The organism is Burkholderia anthina (genome assembly GCF_001547525.1).
Lineage (GTDB): Bacteria > Pseudomonadota > Gammaproteobacteria > Burkholderiales > Burkholderiaceae > Burkholderia > Burkholderia semiarida.
This window is the reverse complement of sequence record NZ_CM003768.1, coordinates 3,107,344-3,124,764: the sequence shown is the minus strand read 5'-3', so window position 1 is coordinate 3,124,764 and position 17,421 is coordinate 3,107,344. Positions and strand designations below refer to the sequence as shown.

17 protein-coding genes are annotated in these 17,421 nt (G+C 68.9%); 6 read left to right on the top strand and 11 right to left on the bottom strand.

Annotation, left to right across the window (positions count from 1 at the left end; all coding sequences use genetic code 11):
• Nucleotides 1-53: 53 nt before the first annotated feature.
• Both WS64_RS14255 and WS64_RS14250 read right to left on the bottom strand, forming a co-directional pair.
• Entirely contained in the window at nt 54-1,400 is a 1,347-nt protein-coding gene (locus WS64_RS14255; protein ID WP_060315136.1) for an ATP-binding protein, read from the bottom strand.
• Between the two features lie 3 nt (nt 1,401-1,403).
• Nucleotides 1,404-2,066 (bottom strand): response regulator, encoded by a 663-nt coding sequence (locus WS64_RS14250; protein ID WP_050014536.1) that lies wholly within the window; start codon nt 2,064-2,066, stop codon nt 1,404-1,406.
• Between the two features lie 186 nt (nt 2,067-2,252).
• Here WS64_RS14250 and dacB point away from each other — a divergent pair, with 186 nt between their 5' ends.
• The 3 genes from dacB (at nt 2,253) to WS64_RS14235 (ending at nt 6,244) form a co-directional block, all read left to right on the top strand.
• A complete protein-coding gene (gene dacB, locus WS64_RS14245) occupies nt 2,253-3,785 on the top strand; it encodes a D-alanyl-D-alanine carboxypeptidase/D-alanyl-D-alanine endopeptidase (RefSeq protein WP_060315131.1) in 1,533 nt (510 codons plus the stop codon).
• Nucleotides 3,786-4,097: 312 nt separating this feature from the next.
• Nucleotides 4,098-5,012: a sterol desaturase family protein gene (locus tag WS64_RS14240; RefSeq protein ID WP_059578550.1), complete on the top strand. Its 915-nt coding sequence runs from the start codon at nt 4,098-4,100 to the stop codon at nt 5,010-5,012.
• Between the two features lie 95 nt (nt 5,013-5,107).
• The gene (locus tag WS64_RS14235) at nt 5,108-6,244 is read left to right on the top strand and encodes an SGNH/GDSL hydrolase family protein (protein WP_059643092.1); all 1,137 of its coding nucleotides are present in this window, start codon (nt 5,108-5,110) and stop codon (nt 6,242-6,244) included.
• An 88-nt stretch (nt 6,245-6,332) separates the two neighbouring features.
• Here the strand turns inward: WS64_RS14235 and WS64_RS14230 are convergent, their stop codons facing one another.
• From WS64_RS14230 to pyk, 6 genes are all read right to left on the bottom strand, one after another.
• Complete coding sequence (locus WS64_RS14230; RefSeq protein WP_060966709.1) at nt 6,333-7,361, bottom strand: L-threonylcarbamoyladenylate synthase; 1,029 nt, start codon at nt 7,359-7,361, stop codon at nt 6,333-6,335.
• 11 nt (nt 7,362-7,372) lie between these two features.
• The gene (locus tag WS64_RS14225; RefSeq protein WP_060966708.1) at nt 7,373-8,569 is read right to left on the bottom strand and encodes a 5-(carboxyamino)imidazole ribonucleotide synthase; all 1,197 of its coding nucleotides are present in this window, start codon (nt 8,567-8,569) and stop codon (nt 7,373-7,375) included.
• An 89-nt stretch (nt 8,570-8,658) separates the two neighbouring features.
• Nucleotides 8,659-9,180, bottom strand: coding sequence for a 5-(carboxyamino)imidazole ribonucleotide mutase (gene purE / locus WS64_RS14220; protein ID WP_060315125.1), 522 nt, complete (start codon nt 9,178-9,180; stop codon nt 8,659-8,661).
• Nucleotides 9,181-9,246: 66 nt separating this feature from the next.
• A complete protein-coding gene (locus tag WS64_RS14215; RefSeq protein ID WP_059643078.1) occupies nt 9,247-10,137 on the bottom strand; it encodes a phosphoribosylaminoimidazolesuccinocarboxamide synthase in 891 nt (296 codons plus the stop codon).
• A gap of 233 nt (nt 10,138-10,370) precedes the next feature.
• Nucleotides 10,371-11,435: a class II fructose-bisphosphate aldolase gene (fba, locus tag WS64_RS14210; RefSeq protein ID WP_059578563.1), complete on the bottom strand. Its 1,065-nt coding sequence runs from the start codon at nt 11,433-11,435 to the stop codon at nt 10,371-10,373.
• Nucleotides 11,436-11,752: 317 nt separating this feature from the next.
• Nucleotides 11,753-13,189 (bottom strand): pyruvate kinase, encoded by a 1,437-nt coding sequence (pyk, locus tag WS64_RS14205; RefSeq protein WP_050014704.1) that lies wholly within the window; start codon nt 13,187-13,189, stop codon nt 11,753-11,755.
• Here pyk and WS64_RS35505 point away from each other — a divergent pair.
• Nucleotides 13,188-13,316 carry a hypothetical protein gene (locus WS64_RS35505; RefSeq protein WP_023476234.1) on the top strand — a complete coding sequence of 43 codons (129 nt, stop codon included), beginning with the start codon at nt 13,188-13,190 and terminating at the stop codon, nt 13,314-13,316. The two genes, pyk and WS64_RS35505, sit on opposite strands and share 2 nt — an antisense overlap.
• A 154-nt stretch (nt 13,317-13,470) precedes the next feature.
• Here the strand turns inward: WS64_RS35505 and WS64_RS14200 are convergent, their stop codons facing one another.
• From WS64_RS14200 to WS64_RS14190, 3 genes are all read right to left on the bottom strand, one after another.
• Entirely contained in the window at nt 13,471-14,667 is a 1,197-nt protein-coding gene (locus WS64_RS14200) for a phosphoglycerate kinase (RefSeq protein ID WP_059643076.1), read from the bottom strand.
• A 279-nt stretch (nt 14,668-14,946) separates the two neighbouring features.
• Complete coding sequence (locus tag WS64_RS14195; protein WP_059643073.1) at nt 14,947-15,270, bottom strand: AzlD domain-containing protein; 324 nt, start codon at nt 15,268-15,270, stop codon at nt 14,947-14,949.
• Nucleotides 15,267-16,022 carry an AzlC family ABC transporter permease gene (locus WS64_RS14190; protein ID WP_059578571.1) on the bottom strand — a complete coding sequence of 252 codons (756 nt, stop codon included), beginning with the start codon at nt 16,020-16,022 and terminating at the stop codon, nt 15,267-15,269. Before WS64_RS14190 ends, WS64_RS14195 begins: the two co-directional genes overlap by 4 nt.
• A gap of 207 nt (nt 16,023-16,229) precedes the next feature.
• Between WS64_RS14190 and WS64_RS14185 the strand changes: the two genes are divergently transcribed.
• Nucleotides 16,230-17,153, top strand: a complete 924-nt coding sequence (locus WS64_RS14185) for a branched-chain amino acid transaminase (protein WP_059643070.1) — start codon at nt 16,230-16,232, stop codon at nt 17,151-17,153.
• Between the two features lie 51 nt (nt 17,154-17,204).
• Nucleotides 17,205-17,399: a zinc-finger domain-containing protein gene (locus WS64_RS14180; protein WP_006482499.1), complete on the top strand. Its 195-nt coding sequence runs from the start codon at nt 17,205-17,207 to the stop codon at nt 17,397-17,399.
• The last annotated feature ends 22 nt before the right edge of the window (nt 17,400-17,421 follow it).

Below are 17,421 nucleotides of genomic sequence, written 5' to 3'. Positions count from 1 at the left end.
TTAAGCGAGGCTTAAGCGGCTGCCGCGCGGCTACCGGCGGCCCGGCTCGCCCTTCAGGCGGATTCGGAAGGCTGCGGCGCCTGGGTTGGCATCTCGGCGTCGCGGAACACGACGCTGACGAGCAGGCCGCCCGCGGCCGCATCGCCGAGCGACACCGTCGCGCCCTGCTGCGCCGCCACGCGCTTGACGATCGCGAGCCCGAGCCCGCTGCCCGACACGTCGGTGCGTGCCCGCGCCGTGCTGTCGCGGTAGAAGCGGTCGAACACGCGCTCGCGCTCGTCGGCCGGAATGCCCGGCCCGCTGTCGGCGATCTGCACGCACGCGCGGCCGGCCGCGTCGCGCGTCAGCGATACGTCGATGCGGCCGCCGTCCGGCGTGTACTTCACCGCGTTGTCGAGCAGGTTGCCGAACATCACGCGCAGCGCGCCGACGTCCGCGACGACGCTCGCCGCGCACGTTTCCTCGAAGCCGAGATCGATGTCGTGCCGCTGCGCGAGCGGCGCATGCGCGGCCACGCACTCGGTAAGCAGCGCCTGCAGGTCGACCGGCTCGCGCATCGTCGCGCCGTCCGGCTCCGCGCGCGCGAGCGCGAGCAGTTGCTCGGTGAGACGCGTCGCGCGCGACACGCCGTCCTGGAGATCCGCGATCGCCTCGCCGCGCGACGCATCGTCCTTCGCGCGGGCGACGAGCTGCGCCTGGATCTGCACGGCCGCGAGCGGCGTGCGCAACTCGTGCGCGGCGTCGGCGACGAACGCCTTCTGCGTGTCGAGCGCCGCCGACAGCCGCGCGAGCAGCCCGTTCAGCGCCCGCACGAGCGGCTGCACCTCGAGCGGCAGGCGCGCGTCGGGCAGCGGGTCGAGCGCTTCCGGCCGGCGCGCCTCGACCGCGCGCGTCACGCGGCCGAGCGGCGCGAGCCCGCGGCCGACGATCATCCACACGGCCGCGCCGAGGAACGGCAGCAGCACGATCAGCGGCCACAGCGTGCGCAACGCGACGTTGGCCGCCAGCCGGTTGCGCACCGACAGCGGCTGCGCGAGCTGCACGACGTTGTCGCCGACGATCGCGCCGTACACGCGCCATTCGCCGCGATCGGTGCGCTCGGTCGAAAAGCCGAGCTCCGCGCGCGGCGCGATCGGCGCGCGCGGATGCGAGAAGTACATCAGCACGCCGTTGCGATTCCAGATCTGGATCACGATGCCTTCGTCGCCGTTGGTACGCGAGCCGAACACCTGCGAGAACGGCTCCGACGGCAGCGCCGCGGCGATTTCCTGCAACTGGTAGTCGAACAGTTCGTTCGCTTCGGCGAGCGCCTGCCGGTAGATGAGCCAGCCCGCCATGCCCACGCCCGCGACGACGATCGCGAGCAGCCAGATCAGCAATTGATGACGAATCGACCGCACGCGTCAGCTTTCCTTGACGACCATGTAGCCGAGCCCGCGCACGTTGCGGATCAGGTCCGAGCCGAGCTTCTTGCGCAGCGCGTGGATATAGACCTCGACCGTGTTGCTGCCGATCTCCTCGCCCCAGCCGTACATCTTCTCCTCGAGCTGGCTCTTCGACAGCACCGCGCCCGGCCGCGCGAGCAGCGCCTCGAGCAGCGCGAACTCGCGCGCGGACAGCGCGACGGGCGCGCCGTCGAGCGTCACCTGATGCGCAGCCGGATCGAGCGTCAGCGCGCCGTGGCGGATCAGCGACTCGCTGCGCCCGGCCTGACGGCGGATCAGCGCGCGCATCCGCGCGCCCAGCTCGTCGAGGTCGAACGGCTTGACGAGATAGTCGTCGGCGCCGGCGTCGAGCCCCTTCACGCGATCGGCGACCGCATCGCGCGCGGTGACGATCAGCACCGGCAGCGCCAGCCCGCGCCCGCGCAGCGTGCGCAGCACGTCGATGCCGTCGCGCTTCGGCAGGCCGAGATCGAGCAGCAGCAGGTCGTACGTCTCGCCGCCGAGCGCCGTGAGCGCCGCGTCGCCGTCCTGCACCCAGTCGACCGCAAAGCCGTCCGAGCGCAGCGCCTTGCGCACGCCCTCGGCAATCATTCGATCATCTTCGACAAGCAGAATCCGCATCGCGACAGGCATCCATGGGGCGAATCAAACACGGCGACCATTGTAGCGCCGCGAATCGCGCGCGCGGCACCGTGCAATGCAACAGTAAGGCGGATTGCAAGGGACCTGCCCCGACTTGTCTCTACAATGTGCGCTTCGGCGCCCGCGCGCGCCCTGCCCGAGCCCCTGCTTTTCCCGTATTCGCCCATGCCGATTTCCGATCTTTCCGCCCGGTTCGCCCCGCGCGCCCGCGTCTGCCTGCGCGCGGCCGCCGTCGTCGCCACCTGCACGGCCCTCGCGTTCGCACCGTCCGCGCAGGCCCGCAAGAAATCCCACAAGGAAGCGCGCAAGACCGCCGTCGTGTCGCCCGCCGCACGCGCGGCCGGCCTGCCTGCGTCCGTGCTCGTCGCGCTGCAGCGCGCGAAGGTGCCGGCGTCGGCGATGAGCGTCGTGGTCGAGCGCGTCGGCGATCCGCAGCCGCTGATCGCATGGAATGCGAGCCGGCCGATGATGCCGGCCTCGACGATGAAGCTCGTGACGACCTTCTCGGGCCTGTCGATCCTCGGCCCCGACTACCGCTGGCGCACCACCGCGTACACGGACGGCACGGTCGATCCCGACGGCACGCTGCAGGGCAACCTGTACATCAAGGGCACCGGCGATCCGAAGCTCGTGCCCGAGGAGCTGATCGACCTCGTCGACAAGCTGCGCAAGGCCGGCGTGAAGCGCGTGGCCGGCGGCCTCGTGCTCGACAAGAGCTATTTCGCGGCGTCGACGCGCGACCTGCCGTCGTTCGACGACGATGCGAGCGCGCCGTACAACGTCGGCCCCGATCCGCTGCTGTACGCGTTCAAGGCCGTGTCGTTCACGGTCACGCCGGGTGACGACGGCAAGGTCGCCGTCGACGTGCTGCCGCCGCTCGCCGACCTGTCGATCGACAACCGGCTCGTCGAGGGCGCCGGCTCGTGCAGCGCGGCCGCCGCGGCCGCGCGCCCGACGCTGACGGCCGGCGGCGGGATCATGACCGCGTCGTTCGCCGGCGACTACCCGCTGCGCTGCGGCGCGCACACGACCAACCTCGCGATCCTCGATCACACCACGTTCTTCGCGCGCGGCTTCCTCGCGCTATGGCAGCAGGACGGCGGCACGATCGCGGGGCCGGTGAGCGAAGGCAAGGTGCCGACCACCGCACGGCCGCTCGCCGTGCATCACGGCCCGGTGCTCGGCAGCATCGTCTACGACATCAACAAGTTCAGCAACAACGTGATGGCGCGCAACCTGTTCCTGACGATCGGCGCGGTCAGCGGCAAGCCGCCCGCGACGCCCGAGCAATCGAGCCGCGCGATCCAGGCGTTCCTGCAGAAGAACGGCATCGCGATGCCCGACCTCGTGCTCGAGAACGGTTCGGGACTGTCGCGCGAAGAGCACGTGAGCGCGCTGTCGCTCGCCGCGCTGCTCCAGGCCGCGAACGCGAGCCCGGTCGCGCAGGCGTTCGTCGATTCGCTGCCGATCGCGGGCATCGACGGCACGATGAAGAACCGCCTCACCAACGCGGGCGTGCTCGGCAATGCGCACATCAAGACCGGCACGCTGCGCGACGTGCGCGCGATCGCCGGCTACGTCGCCGGGGCGGACGGGCAGAGCTACGTCGTCGTCAGCTTCATCAACGACGATCACGCGGAAGCTGCGCGCGCCGCGCACGACACGCTGCTCGAGTGGATCTACGCGGGCGCGCACTGACGATCCGCGCATCGTGCATCGGGCCGTCCCGACAGGGCGGCCCGGGCGGCCCACGCCGCGCCCCGCGCGGTTTGAAACGCCCCCGCCACCCTCGCGCGATACCCCGCGCGCGCGCCGTGCCCCACAAAACGGGGCCGTACCGCCGGGCCCCGTGCAGTACGGATTCCGTAGAAACCCTGTCCTCAGAGGGAACCCTCTACGCTGCCCCCTCGCCTAGCGCGTGGCGATTGCGTAGGCTGTTGGCCTGACGATATCTACAACGGGCCATACGCCCGGCCTCAAGGCTTGCAGGGGAACGAAGGAGACACGCCCATGCGATTCGACGTCGAATTGCTTCTGCTCGCGCTGGCGCCCGTCTTCCTGCTCTGCATCGCGTGGGAGGCCTGGCACCTCGCCCGCACCCGTGCGCAGGACCGCATCTATGCGTGGCGCGACACGCTGTGCAACGCGGCGCTCGCGCTGATGCACCAGGCCGCCGACAAGCTCGCGTGGCTGTTCGTGATTCCCGTCTATGCGTACTGCTACCGGCACTATCGCGTCCACACGTGGCACGACGGCTGGCTGTCGTTCGCGGTGCTGTTCGTCGCGCAGGACTTCCTCTACTACGTGTTTCATCGCGCGAGCCATCGCGTGCGCTGGCTGTGGGCCGCGCACGTCGTGCACCACTCGTCCGAACGGATGAACTTCTCGACCGCCTTCCGCCAGAGCCTGATGTATCCGGTCGCGGGCATGTGGCTGTTCTGGCTGCCGCTCGCGTTCGCCGGCTTTCCGCCGCAACAGGTCGTCGGCATCGTGCTGATCAACCTCGCGTTCCAGTTCTTCGTGCACACGCAGGCGATCGGCAAGCTCGGCTGGCTCGAATACGTGCTGAACACGCCGTCGATCCACCGCGCGCACCACGCGCGCAATCCCCGCTACATCGACCGCAATTACGCAGGCGTCCTGGTGATCTGGGATCGCCTGTTCGGCAGCTATGTCGAGGAAACGCCCGACGATCCGCCGCGGTACGGGATCGTCGAGCGGCTCGGCTCGAACAACCCGTTCGTCGCGACGTTCCACGAGTGGGTGTCGATGGCGTCCGACGCGTGGCGCGTTGGCGGATGGCGCAACAAGCTGCGCGCGATTTTCGGCCCGCCCGAATGGGCGAGCGCTTATCATGCGCAGATTGCCGAGGCCGCGAACCAGGATCCGCGCACCGTGCCGACAGCGGCCGTGCGCGACCGATAAACCGTTTCAGCCAACGGCCGCCGCGCAGCCCGGAACCGAGCAGGCACGCGGCAGATGAGAAACACATCAGGCCATATCTACGAGGAGATAGAACGATGCAGACACAACAACACGCACCTTCCCGCACGCGTCAGCGCATGCTGCGCACCGCGCAGATCGCGATCGCCGGCGCCGCGCTCGCGCTGCTCGCCGCGTGCGGCGGCGGCGACGACAACAACAGCAGCGCGTCGAACACGCCGCCGTCGGGCGTGAAGATGCAGATCGTGTCGTTCGGCGACAGCCTGTCCGACGTCGGCACCTACTCGCAGATCAAGCTCGGCTTCGGCGGCGGCCGCTTCACGACCAACCCGGGCCAGGTATGGACGCAGAACGTCGCGCAATATTACGGCGACACGCTGCAGCCCGCGAACCAGGGCGGTTTCGGCATCCCGCTGCAGGCCACCGGCGGCCTCGGCTACGCGCAGGGCGGCTCGCGCGTGACGCTGCAGCCGGGCATCGGCCATGCGGACGCCAGCGTGCCGAACTCCGACTACGCGCAGGCGACCACCACGCCGATCGCCGACCAGGTCAAGCAGTACCTGACGCAGCACGGCAGCTTCAACGCCGGCCAGATCGTGCTGATCAACGGCGGCGCGAACGACATCTTCTACCAGGCGCAGGTCGCGCAGGCGCAAGGCAACACGCCGGCCGCGCAGCTCGCCGCGGCCCAGGCGATCGGCCTGGCCGCGCAGCAACTCGGCGGGATCGTCCAGCAGATCGTCGCGGCGGGCGCCACGCACGTGTTCGTCGCGAACGTGCCGGACATCGGCGGCACGCCGCTCGCGCTGCAGGGCGGCACGCAGGCCGCGTTCACGCAACTGTCGGGGCTGTTCAACAAGACGCTGGCCGGCACGCTCGCCGCGCTGAAGGTCGACCCGACGAAGGTCGCGGTGGTCGATTCGTTCACGTGGCAGGACGGCATCGCGGCCAACTTCCAGGCGAACGGCTTCAGCGTGTCGAATACCGACACCGCGTGCAACCTGAAGGCGATGGTCCAGGCCGCCACGCAGTACGGCGTCGCGAACGCGACCGCGTTCGGCTCGTCGCTGTTCTGCTCGCCGCAGAACTACACGGTCGCGAATGCGGACCAGACCTACATGTTCGCCGACACGGTCCACCCGACGACGCGCCTGCATGCGCTGTTCGCGCAGTACGTCGAACAGCAGATCGCGAAGGCGGGCGTCGGCAAGTAAGCCGCCGGCCACGCGCCCCAACGAAACGCCCGACCGGGTTCGCCGGTCGGGCGTTTTTTGTTGGTGCGGACGGATGAGGACGGATGCGTCAGTCGCGCGCTTCGAACGCGGCCGCCGCGCGGCCGAGGCGATCGTTGACCGCGATCCATTCGACGGTCTCGGGCAGCTTCTCGACGAGGATGCGCGCGACCTGCGCGCGATCGAGCGCCCGCAGCATCCCGTACAGATCGCGTGCATAGGCCTGCGGATCTTCCGGCGCCGCGATGAAATGCACGCCGTCGGCCTGCGCCCAGTGCCCTGCCCGTGACGCACGCGCGACGAGCGCGACGCGTTCGCCGTCGGTTTGCGCGGCCGCGAGCAGCGGCTCGAGCGCGTCGAACGGCAGCAGCGCGAGCGGCGTGCGCGGCGCGTAATGCGCTTTCAGCGTGCCGGACGCGCGTGGTGCGGTCGCATCGCTGCCGTCCGGCAGTGTCGGCGCGCGGCCGAGCACGTCGGCGATCTGTTGCGGCGTCACGTGGCCCGGGCGCAGCAGCGCCGGGAAACCGCGCGACAGGTCGAGAATCGTCGACTCGATGCCGACGTCGGACGCGCCGCCGTCGAGCACGTGCACGGTGTCGCCGAATTCGTCGCGCACGTGTTGCGCGGTCGTCGGGCTCACGTGGCCGAACCGGTTCGCGGACGGCGCGGCCACGCCGCCGTGACCGCCGCGCCGCGCGCTGAACGCGGCCAGCAGCGCCTGCGCGACCGGATGCGACGGGCAGCGCAGCCCCACCGAATCCTGGCCGCCGCTGACGGCGTCGGGAATGCGCGCGTGACGCTTCAAGATCAGCGTGAGCGGCCCCGGCCAGAATGCATCGATCAGCGCCTGCGCGTCGGCCGGCAGACCGTCGGCCCAGTAGCCGGGATCGCCGCCGGGCGGCAGATGCACGATCACCGGATGGTTCGCGGGCCGCCCCTTCGCCGCATAGATGCGCGCGACGGCTTCGGGATTCGCCGCGTCGCCGCCGAGCCCGTACACGGTTTCGGTCGGAAACGCGACGAGCTGGCCCGCGTCGAGCAACGCGGCGGCCGCGTCGATCTGCGCGGGCGTCACGTGCTTTGGGAGATCGATGGACATCGGCCCGCGCCTCAGTCGAGCGGCACGCGCAGCAGTTGCGCGCACGCGTGGGCGGCGGCGACGGCTTCGTCGCGCGTCTCGGCCGTGAAGTTCACGTGGCCCATCTTGCGGCCGACGCGCGCTTCTTCCTTGCCGTACAGGTGCAGGTGCGCGGCCGGCATCGCGGCGACCGTGTCCCACGGCGGCGTGACGGCCTCGGCCGCCGCGCCGTCGGGGAACCACACGTCGCCGAGGATGTTCAGCATCGCGGCCGGCGAATGCTGGCGCGGATTGCCGAGCGGCATGCGCGTCATCGCGCGCACCTGCTGCTCGAACTGGCTCGTCGCGCACGCATCGACCGTGTAGTGGCCGGAGTTGTGCGGGCGCGGCGCCATTTCGTTCGCGACGAACGAGCCGTCCTCCAGCACGAAGAATTCGACGCACAGCACGCCGACGTAGCCGAGCGTATCGGCGATCCGGATGGCCGCCTGCTGCGCTTCCTCGACGCGCGCCGCATCGGCGGCCGGCGCCGGCACGACCGTCAACGCGAGAATGCCGTTGTGATGCACGTTCTGCGCGAGCGGGAACGCGGCCGAACGGCCGTCCGCGCCGCGCGCGATCAGCGCCGACACTTCGTATTTCAGCGGCAGGCGCTTCTCCAGCACGCACGGCACGCCGCCGAGCGCGGCATGCGCGTCGCGTGCTTCCTGCGCGGTGGCGACGCGCACCTGGCCCTTGCCGTCGTAACCCAGGCGGGCCGTCTTCAGGATGCCCGGCAGCACGGCGCCGAGCGCGGCATCGTCGAGCGCGGCGAGCGCCGCCGCCGATTCGATCACGACGTGCGGCGCGACCGGCACGCCCGATGCCTCGATGAAACGCTTCTCCGCGATCCGGTCCTGCGCGACGGCGACACAGCGGCCGGCCGGCGCGACGAACGTCGTGCGCGCGAGGAAATCGAGGCTCGCGGCCGGCACGTTCTCGAATTCCGTCGATACCGCGTCGCACAGGCCGGCCAGTTCGGCGAGCGCGGCTTCGTCGTCGTACGCCGCGCGCAGGTGGCGATCGGCGACCGCGCCCGCGGGGCTCGCCGGATCGGGGTCGAGCACGGCGACGCGATAGCCCATCGACTGGGCGGCAAAGCAGAACATGCGGCCGAGCTGGCCACCGCCGACCATGCCCAGCCACGCGCCGGGCAGGATCGGGGAAACGGAATCAGGAGTTGCGGTCATGTCAGTGGTCGGTCGCGGCGGAACGCGGATGCCCGCCGCAGTGGGGAAAATCCGGCGCGGGCCGCGTCATGCGGCCGCGCGCCATGCCGTCATTCGAGCGGCGGCAGCACCATCGCATGCGCGGCTTCGTTCTGGCGCACGCGGAACGCGGCGAGCCGGTTCGCGTAGTCGACCGAATTACCGGACAGGATAGACACCGCGAACAATGCGGCATTCGCGGCGCCGGCCTCGCCGATCGCGAACGTCGCGACCGGCACGCCCTTCGGCATCTGCACGATCGAGTGCAGCGAATCGACACCCTTCAGGTACTTGCTCGCGACCGGCACGCCGAGCACGGGCACCGTGGTTTTCGCGGCGAGCATGCCGGGCAGGTGCGCGGCGCCGCCGGCGCCCGCGATGATCGCGCGCAGCCCGCGCTCGCGCGCCTTCTCCGCATAGTCGAACATCTCGTCGGGCATCCGGTGCGCGGACACGACCTTCGCTTCGTACGGCACGCCGAATTCCTGCAGGATGGCGACCGCATGCTTCATCACGTCCCAGTCGGAACTGGAACCCATCAGCACGCCGACGAGCGGCGCGCTGTGCGTGTGGGCGGTTTGCTTTTCATTCATTTCGTGTGTTCCTGTCGACCGGAGTTAGTGCTTTAGCACTTACTCCGGTCCCATGCAAAGCTCTGGTCAGGCGAGCGACTGCCCCGTGATGCGCTCGAGCGCTTCCTGGTACTTCGCGGCCGTCTTCTCGACGACGTCGGCCGGCAGCGCCGGCGCCGGCGCCGTCTTGCCCCACGGCTGCGCCTCGAGCCAGTCACGCACGAACTGCTTGTCGAACGACGGCGGATTGGTGCCGACCTGGTACTGGTCGGCCGGCCAGAAGCGCGACGAATCGGCGGTCAGCACTTCGTCCATCAGGTACAGCTTGCCGTGGTTGTCGAGGCCGAATTCGAACTTCGTGTCGGCGATGATGATGCCGCGCGTCGCCGCGTAGTCGGCCGCTTCCTTGTACAGGCGGATCGAGATGTCGCGGATCGTCGCGGCCAGCTCGGTGCCGATGCGGCGCTCGGTTTCCTCGAACGTGATGTTCTCGTCGTGCTCGCCCATCTCGGCCTTCGCGGCCGGCGTGAAGATCGGCTCGGGCAGCTTCTGCGCGTTCTGCAGGCCTTCCGGCAGCTGCACGCCGCACACGGCGCCCGACGCCTGGTATTCCTTCCAGCCGCTGCCGGCCAGGTAGCCGCGCACGACCGCTTCGATCATGATCGGCTCGAGGCGCTTGACGACCACGCCGCGGCCCTTCACCTGCTCGACCTCATCGGCCGCGACGACCGCTTCCGGCGCGTCGCCCGTCAGGTGGTTCGGCACGATGTGCGCGAGCTTGTCGAACCAGAAGTTGGCCATCTGGTTCAGCACGCGGCCCTTGTTCGGAATCGGCTCGCCCATCACCACGTCGAAGGCCGACAGGCGATCGGTCGTGACGATCAGGAGCTTGTCGTTGCCGACCGCGTAGTTGTCGCGAACCTTGCCGCGACCGAGGAGCGGCAGCGAGCGGAGCGTGGATTCGTAAAGGGTAGACATCGTCTTTTCGCAGATAAGGAGCCAAACAAAAAGGGAAACGCCGTTCCCCGCGGCAGGCGGGAACGGCGGTCTTGCAATACGTCGGCGAACCGGCGGGCGCAGCGCCCGGACGGCTGCCGGCCGGCCCTCGTTCGGCCGGACGGAACGGCTGCCGGGGCCGGATCGGATCCGGCCAGCCAGGCGGCCAGCCCATGCCCGGCGGCAGAACCGGGCGGGGCAATCGTACTACAGTCTCAGCGCACGACCTGTGCGAGCGCGCCCGACTTGTACTGCTCGGCGATCTTGTCGAGCGACACCGGCTTGATCTTCGCGGCCTGCCCTTCGCAGCCGAACGCGAGGTAACGGTCGACACAGACCTTCTTCGCCGCTTCGCGCGCGGGCTTCAGGTAGTCGCGCGGATCGAACTTGCCCGGGTTCTCGAACAGGTAGCGGCGAATCGCGCCGGTGATCGCGAGACGCAGGTCGGTGTCGATGTTGATCTTGCGCACGCCGTGCTTGATGCCTTCCTGGATTTCCTCGACCGGCACGCCGTAGGTTTCCTTCATGTCGCCGCCGAATTCGCGGATCTCGGCCAGCAGCTCCTGCGGCACCGACGACGAACCGTGCATCACGAGGTGCGTGTTCGGGATGCGCGCGTGAATTTCCTTGATGCGCTGGATCGACAGGATGTCGCCCGTCGGCTTCTTCGTGAACTTGTACGCGCCGTGCGACGTGCCGATCGCGATCGCGAGCGCATCGCACTGCGTGAGCTTCACGAAGTCGGCGGCCTGCTCCGGATCGGTCAGCAGCTGCTCGCGGGTCATCGTGCCTTCCGCGCCGTGGCCGTCTTCCTTGTCGCCCTTCATCGTCTCGAGCGAGCCGAGCACGCCGAGCTCGGCCTCGACCGTCACGCCGATCGAGTGCGCCATCTCGACGACCTTGCGCGACACGTCGACGTTGTACTCGTACGACGCGACCGTCTTGCCGTCGGCTTCGAGCGAACCGTCCATCATCACGCTCGTGAAGCCGCTGCGGATCGCGGCCATGCAGACCGCCGGCGACTGGCCGTGATCCTGGTGCATCACGACGGGGATGTGCGGATACGATTCGACCGCTGCTTCGATCAGGTGGCGCAGGAACGGCTCGCCCGCATACTTACGCGCGCCGGCCGATGCCTGCATGATCACGGGCGCGCCGACCTGGTCCGCCGCCGCCATGATCGCCTGAACCTGCTCCAGATTGTTCACGTTGAAGGCCGGCAGGCCGTAACCGTGCTCTGCCGCGTGGTCCAGCAATTGACGCATTGATACGAGAGGCATTGTGGAACTCCTTGGAATGAAAACCGGTGCGCCCTGACGCCGGCGCGGCGCTCGCTCCCGGCTGAACCGGGACGGCGCGGCGCGGCTGAGCGTCGAATAGCCGCATTTTATCGCGAAGCGCCTCCGATTCCGACCGCCCGGTGGCCCCCGCTCGCAATTTGTTACGTTCGCACGGCACAATCCGGCCAAAAAGGAGAAAAAAAGCCGCGCGGGGCTTCGGACCCCGCGCGGCTTGCGCGTAAAAAAACGGTGCCAGTTCGATTCCGGCCGATCTGGCCGCCGGCTCGCGGGCCGGCTCGAGAAGGCTCAGCCGGCGCTCAATAGTGCTCGCCGACCCGCACGATCTTCAGCGTGTTGGTGCCGCCCGCCTGCCCCATCGGCTCGCCGACGGTCAGCACGACCATGTCGCCGTGCTGCACGTAGCCCTGCTTGACGACGATCTCGAGCGCCGCCTGCAGCGCCGAATCGCGGTCGCTGTTGAAGTCGACGTGCAGCGGCGTCACGTTGCGGTACAGCGCCATCGTGCGCTCGCTGCCGACGCGCGGCGTCAGCGCGAAGATCGGCACGTGCGTGTAGTGACGCGACATCCACAGCGCGGTCGCGCCCGATTCGGTCAGCGCGATGATCGCCTTCGCGCCCAGGTGGTACGCGGTGAACAGCGCGCCCATCGCGATCGACTGGTCGATCCGCGTGAACGTGCGGTCGAGGAAATCCTTGTCCAGTTCGACTTCTTCCGACTTTTCCGCCTCGACGCACACGGCCGCCATCGTCTCGATCGTGACGACCGGATACTTGCCGGCGGCCGTCTCGGCCGACAGCATCACCGCATCCGTGCCGTCGAGCACCGCGTTCGCGACGTCCGACACTTCCGCGCGGGTCGGCACCGGCGCGTAGATCATCGATTCCATCATCTGCGTCGCGGTGATCACGAGCTTGTTCGACTCGCGCGCCATCCGGATCATCCGCTTCTGCAGCGCCGGCACGGCCGCATTGCCCACTTCCACCGCGAGATCGCCGCGCGCGACCATGATGCCGTCGGATGCGTCGAGGATGCTCTGCAGCGCCGGGATCGCCTCCGCGCGCTCGATCTTCGCGATCATCTTCGGCTTGATGCCGTACGGCGCGCCCGCGATGTTCGCGAGCTGGCGCGCCATTTCCATGTCGGTCGCGTTCTTCGGGAACGACACCGCGACGAGGTCCGCGCCGAGCGACATCGCGGTGCGGATGTCTTCCATGTCCTTCGCGGTCAGCGCCGGGGCCGACAAGCCGCCGCCCTGGCGGTTGATCCCCTTGTTGTTCGACAGCTCGCCGCCCACCTTGACGATCGTGTGGATCTCGTCGCCGAGCACGCGCTCGACGGTCAGCACGATCAGGCCGTCGTTCAGCAGCAGCAGGTCGCCCGGCTTCAGGTCGCGCGGCAGCTCCTTGTAGTCGAGGCCGACGCGCTCGTCGTTGCCGAGCTCACAGCCCGCATCGAGAATGAACGGCTGCCCCGGCACGAGCGTGGTCTTGCCGTTCTCGAACTTGCCGACGCGGATCTTCGGGCCCTGGAGGTCGGCCATGATCGCGATCTCGCGGCCGACCTTGCGGGCGGCCTCGCGCACCATTTCGGCGCGCTGGCGGTGATCGTCGGCCGTGCCGTGCGAAAAATTGAGCCGCACGACGTCGAGCCCGGCCTGCATCATCTGCAGCAGAATCTCCGGCGAACTGGAAGCCGGGCCGATCGTGGCGACTATCTTGGTGGCGCGCTGCATGAAACTCCTCATCTGGATCAAGGTGGATGCGCTGGGTGAAACGCTGCGAGAGCCGGAAGCGGCAGGCCCAGCGGCCGCCGCTCCGGGGAGCGTGCCGGTGCTGGCGCCCGGCATCGCTTTGTTCTGAATCTCGTGGTGCTGCACGGCCGCGTCGCCGGCGGCCGCCGGTGCGCGCGGGGCGGTGTTCGCCCGCGCGGGCGCGCGTGTGCGCTTGCCCGCGCCGGCCGGCTGCTCCGCTTTCGCGGAGCGCGCGGCCTTCACCCCTGCGCGCGCCGCCACGCTCAGGCCGCCCGCGTTTCGAGCACTTCCACCGCCGGCAGCTTCTTCCCCTCGAGGAACTCGAGGAAGGCGCCGCCGCCCGTCGAGATGTAGCTGACCTGGTCGTGGATGCCGTACTTCGCGATGGCCGCGAGCGTGTCGCCGCCGCCCGCGATCGAGAACGCGGACGATTTGGCGATCGCTTCGGCGAGCGTCTTCGTGCCGTTGCCGAACTGGTCGAATTCGAACACGCCGACCGGGCCGTTCCACACGATCGTGCCGGCCTTCTCGAGCTGGCTCGCGAGCGCGCGGGCCGTATCCGGGCCGATGTCGAGGATCATGTCGTCCGCTTCGATGTCGGCGACCTGCTTCACCGTGGCCGCGGCCGTCGGCGAGAATTCCTTCGCGGTGACAACGTCGGTCGGGATCGGCACCGACGCGCCGCGCTCGCGCGCTTCGTCGATGATCGCCTTCGCCTCGGCGACGAGATCGGCTTCCGCGAGCGACTTGCCGATCGACAGGCCGGCCGCGAGCATGAACGTGTTCGCGATGCCGCCGCCGACGATCAGCTGGTCGACCTTGCCGGCCAGCGACTTCAGGATGGTCAGCTTGGTCGACACCTTCGAACCCGCGACGATCGCCACCAGCGGGCGCGCCGGGTTGCCGAGCGCCTTGCCGAGCGCGTCGAGTTCGGCGGCCAGCAGCGGGCCCGCGCAGGCGACGGGCGCGTACTTCGCGATCCCGTGCGTGGTCGCTTCCGCGCGGTGCGCGGTGCCGAACGCGTCGTTCACGTACACGTCGCAGAGCTTCGCCATCTTCTGCGCGAGCTCGTCCGAATTCTTCTTCTCGCCCTTGTTCACGCGGCAGTTCTCGAGCAGCACGACCTGGCCCGGCGCGACGTTCACGCCGTTCTCGACCCAGTTCGACACCAGCGGCACGTCGCGGCCGAGCAGTTCGGCGAGACGCTTCGCGACTGGCGCGAGCGAGTCTTCCGGCTTGAATTCGCCTTCGGTCGGACGGCCGAGGTGCGACGTGACCATCACGGCCGCGCCGGCGTCGAGCGCGGCCTGGATGGCCGGCACGGACGCACGCACGCGCGTGTCCTCGGTGATGTTGCCGTGATCGTCCTGCGGGACGTTCAGGTCGGCGCGGATGAACACCCGCTTGCCGGCGAGCTGGCCGGCGGCGATCAGGTCGGTAAGACGCTTGACTTGGCTCATGTTGAACAGATTGAAGTAGTGGATGGGGAAAAGGGGTTCACGCTGGACGTGCGCGGGCTGCCGCAAAAGGGCGCCGGATGCGGCCGTGGCTGGCGGTTCGCATGACGCGCACGGGTCAAAATCTCGAACGGGCATTCTAGCCGATCCACCCGGCAGACTGACCCGTGCGGCGGCGAATTCCGCCTATTTGGGATGACGCGCCGGCAGCGACGCATTGCTGCGACGCAACAATGCGTGCGCGCAGCCGGACGGCACGCGCCGAACCGGAACGGCGGCCCATCAGAAGAGCAGGCGCAGGAGGGTGAACACGAGCATCCCGACGACGATCGTGCCGAGCATGCTGCGCCGCCACAGAAACCAGCCGAGGCCGGCGAGCGCCGCATAGAACGGATGGTTGGACAGCGCGAACGACAGCCCGGCCGGCGTTTCGAGCACATCGGGCAGCACGACGGCGACCAGCGCGGCGGCCGGCGCGTAGCGCAGCGCGCGCTGCGCGCGTTCGGGCAGCACGGTGCGCTCGCCGCCGATCAGGAACAGCGCGCGCGTGACGGCCGTGACGATCGTCATCCCGACGATGACGATCCAGATCTCGGTCGCGCTCATTCGATTTCCTTTTCATGCACGGTTTCGGTACGGATGCGCCGCCAGTCGGCCCGCTCGACGAAGAAGTCGGCCGTGCAGCCGGCCGCGAGCGCGGCGAGCACCGCGAGCGGCAGCGCGAGCCGGTACGGCAGGTCGAACGCGATCAGCGACACGATGCCCGCGACCGCGACCGCCGCGAGCGTCGAGCGGTTCGCGACTGCCGACACCATGATCGGAATCAGCGCGAGCGTGCCGGCCAGTTCCAGCCCCCAGCTCGCGGGAAAGACGCTCGCGAGCAGAATGCCGGCGAGCGACGACACCTGCCACGACGCCCAGCTCGCGAGCGCCATCCCCCAGAAATACGCTTCCTTGCCCGGCACGCGGCCGTACGCGAAGCCCTGTTTCTGGAACAGCAGGTAGATCACGTCGCCGTTGAAATAGCCGATCGCGAGACGCCGCCACAGCGGCAGGTAGGAGAAATGGGGCGCCAGCCCGGCGCTGAAGATCACGAAGCGCAGGTTGACCATCGCGGCCGTGAGCAGCACGGTCCAGATCGGCAGCTTCGCCGCGAGGAGCGGCAGCACGGCGAGCTGCGACGAGCCCGCGTAGACGAACAGCGACATCGCGCTCGCCTGCCCGAGCGTCATCACGGACTTGCTCATCGCGATGCCGGTGACGAGCCCCCAGGACAGGATCGCCATCAGTGTCGGGGAATAGTCGCGCGCGCCCTGAATCAGCGCGAAGCGGTCGGTGGCGGACAATCGAGCGAGCATGGGAAAGCGGGCCGCGGCGGGCGGTTCGTCGGGACGCCGGCGCCTCCTGCCGGTGCGGCCCGTCGTTATTGGAATCGGTACCGGACGATTATAGCGCCGGCTCCGTGCCGTCCGACCGGATCGCCCCCAAATGACGCTAAAATAAGCGTCTTTCCGGCTCAACGCTGCACACCACCCGCAGCACATCACCGCTTCCAGGAGAATCGTATGTCAATGGCCGACCGCGACGGCAAGATCTGGATGGACGGCAAGCTGATCGACTGGCGCGACGCCAAGATCCACGTCCTGACCCACACGCTGCACTACGGCATGGGCGTCTTCGAGGGCGTGCGCGCGTACAAGACGGCCGACGGCGGCACCGCGATCTTCCGCCTGCGCGAGCACACCAAACGTCTGCTGAATTCGGCGAAGATCTTCCAGATGGACGTGCCGTTCGACCGCGAAACGCTCGAAGCCGCGCAACTCGCGGTCGTGCGCGAGAACCAGCTCGAGTCGTGCTACCTGCGCCCGATCATCTGGGTCGGCTCCGAAAAGCTCGGCGTGGCCGCGAAGGGCAACACGATCCACGTCGCGATCGCCGCGTGGCCGTGGGGCGCGTACCTCGGCGAGGACGGCCTCGCCAAGGGCATCCGCGTGAAGACGTCGTCGTTCACGCGCCACCACGTGAACGTGTCGATGGTGCGCGCGAAGGCGTCGGGCTGGTACGTGAACTCGATCCTCGCGAACCAGGAAGCAACGGCCGACGGCTACGACGAAGCGCTGCTGCTCGACGTCGACGGCTACGTGTCCGAAGGCTCCGGCGAGAACTTCTTCCTCGTGAACAACGGCAAGCTGTACACGCCCGACCTGTCGTCGTGCCTCGACGGCATCACGCGCGACACGGTCATCACGCTCGCGAAGGACGCCGGCATCGAGGTCATCGAGAAGCGCATCACGCGCGACGAGGTCTACACGGCCGACGAAGCGTTCTTCACCGGCACGGCCGCCGAAGTCACGCCGATCCGCGAGCTCGACAACCGCACGATCGGCAGCGGCGCGCGCGGCCCCGTCACGGAAAAGCTCCAGTCGGCGTTTTTCGATATCGTGTCGGGCAAGAACGCGAAGTACGCGCACTGGCTGACGAAGGTCTGAGCGCGCCGCGCCACCGACCGCCCCACACAAAGAGTGACAAGAGAAAGTCTCATGAGCGAAATCAAGGAAATGCCGCTGGTCGAGCTGACGGCCAAGGATCTCCCCGCCTACTGCCCGAACCCGGCCATGACGCGCTGGAACGCGCACCCGCGCGTGTTCATCGACGTGTCGCACGGCGAGGCGCGCTGCCCGTACTGCGGCACGCGCTACAAGCTGCGCGACGGCGAGGTCGTCAAGGGCCACTGAGCCCCGGCGCCGGGCCTCACGG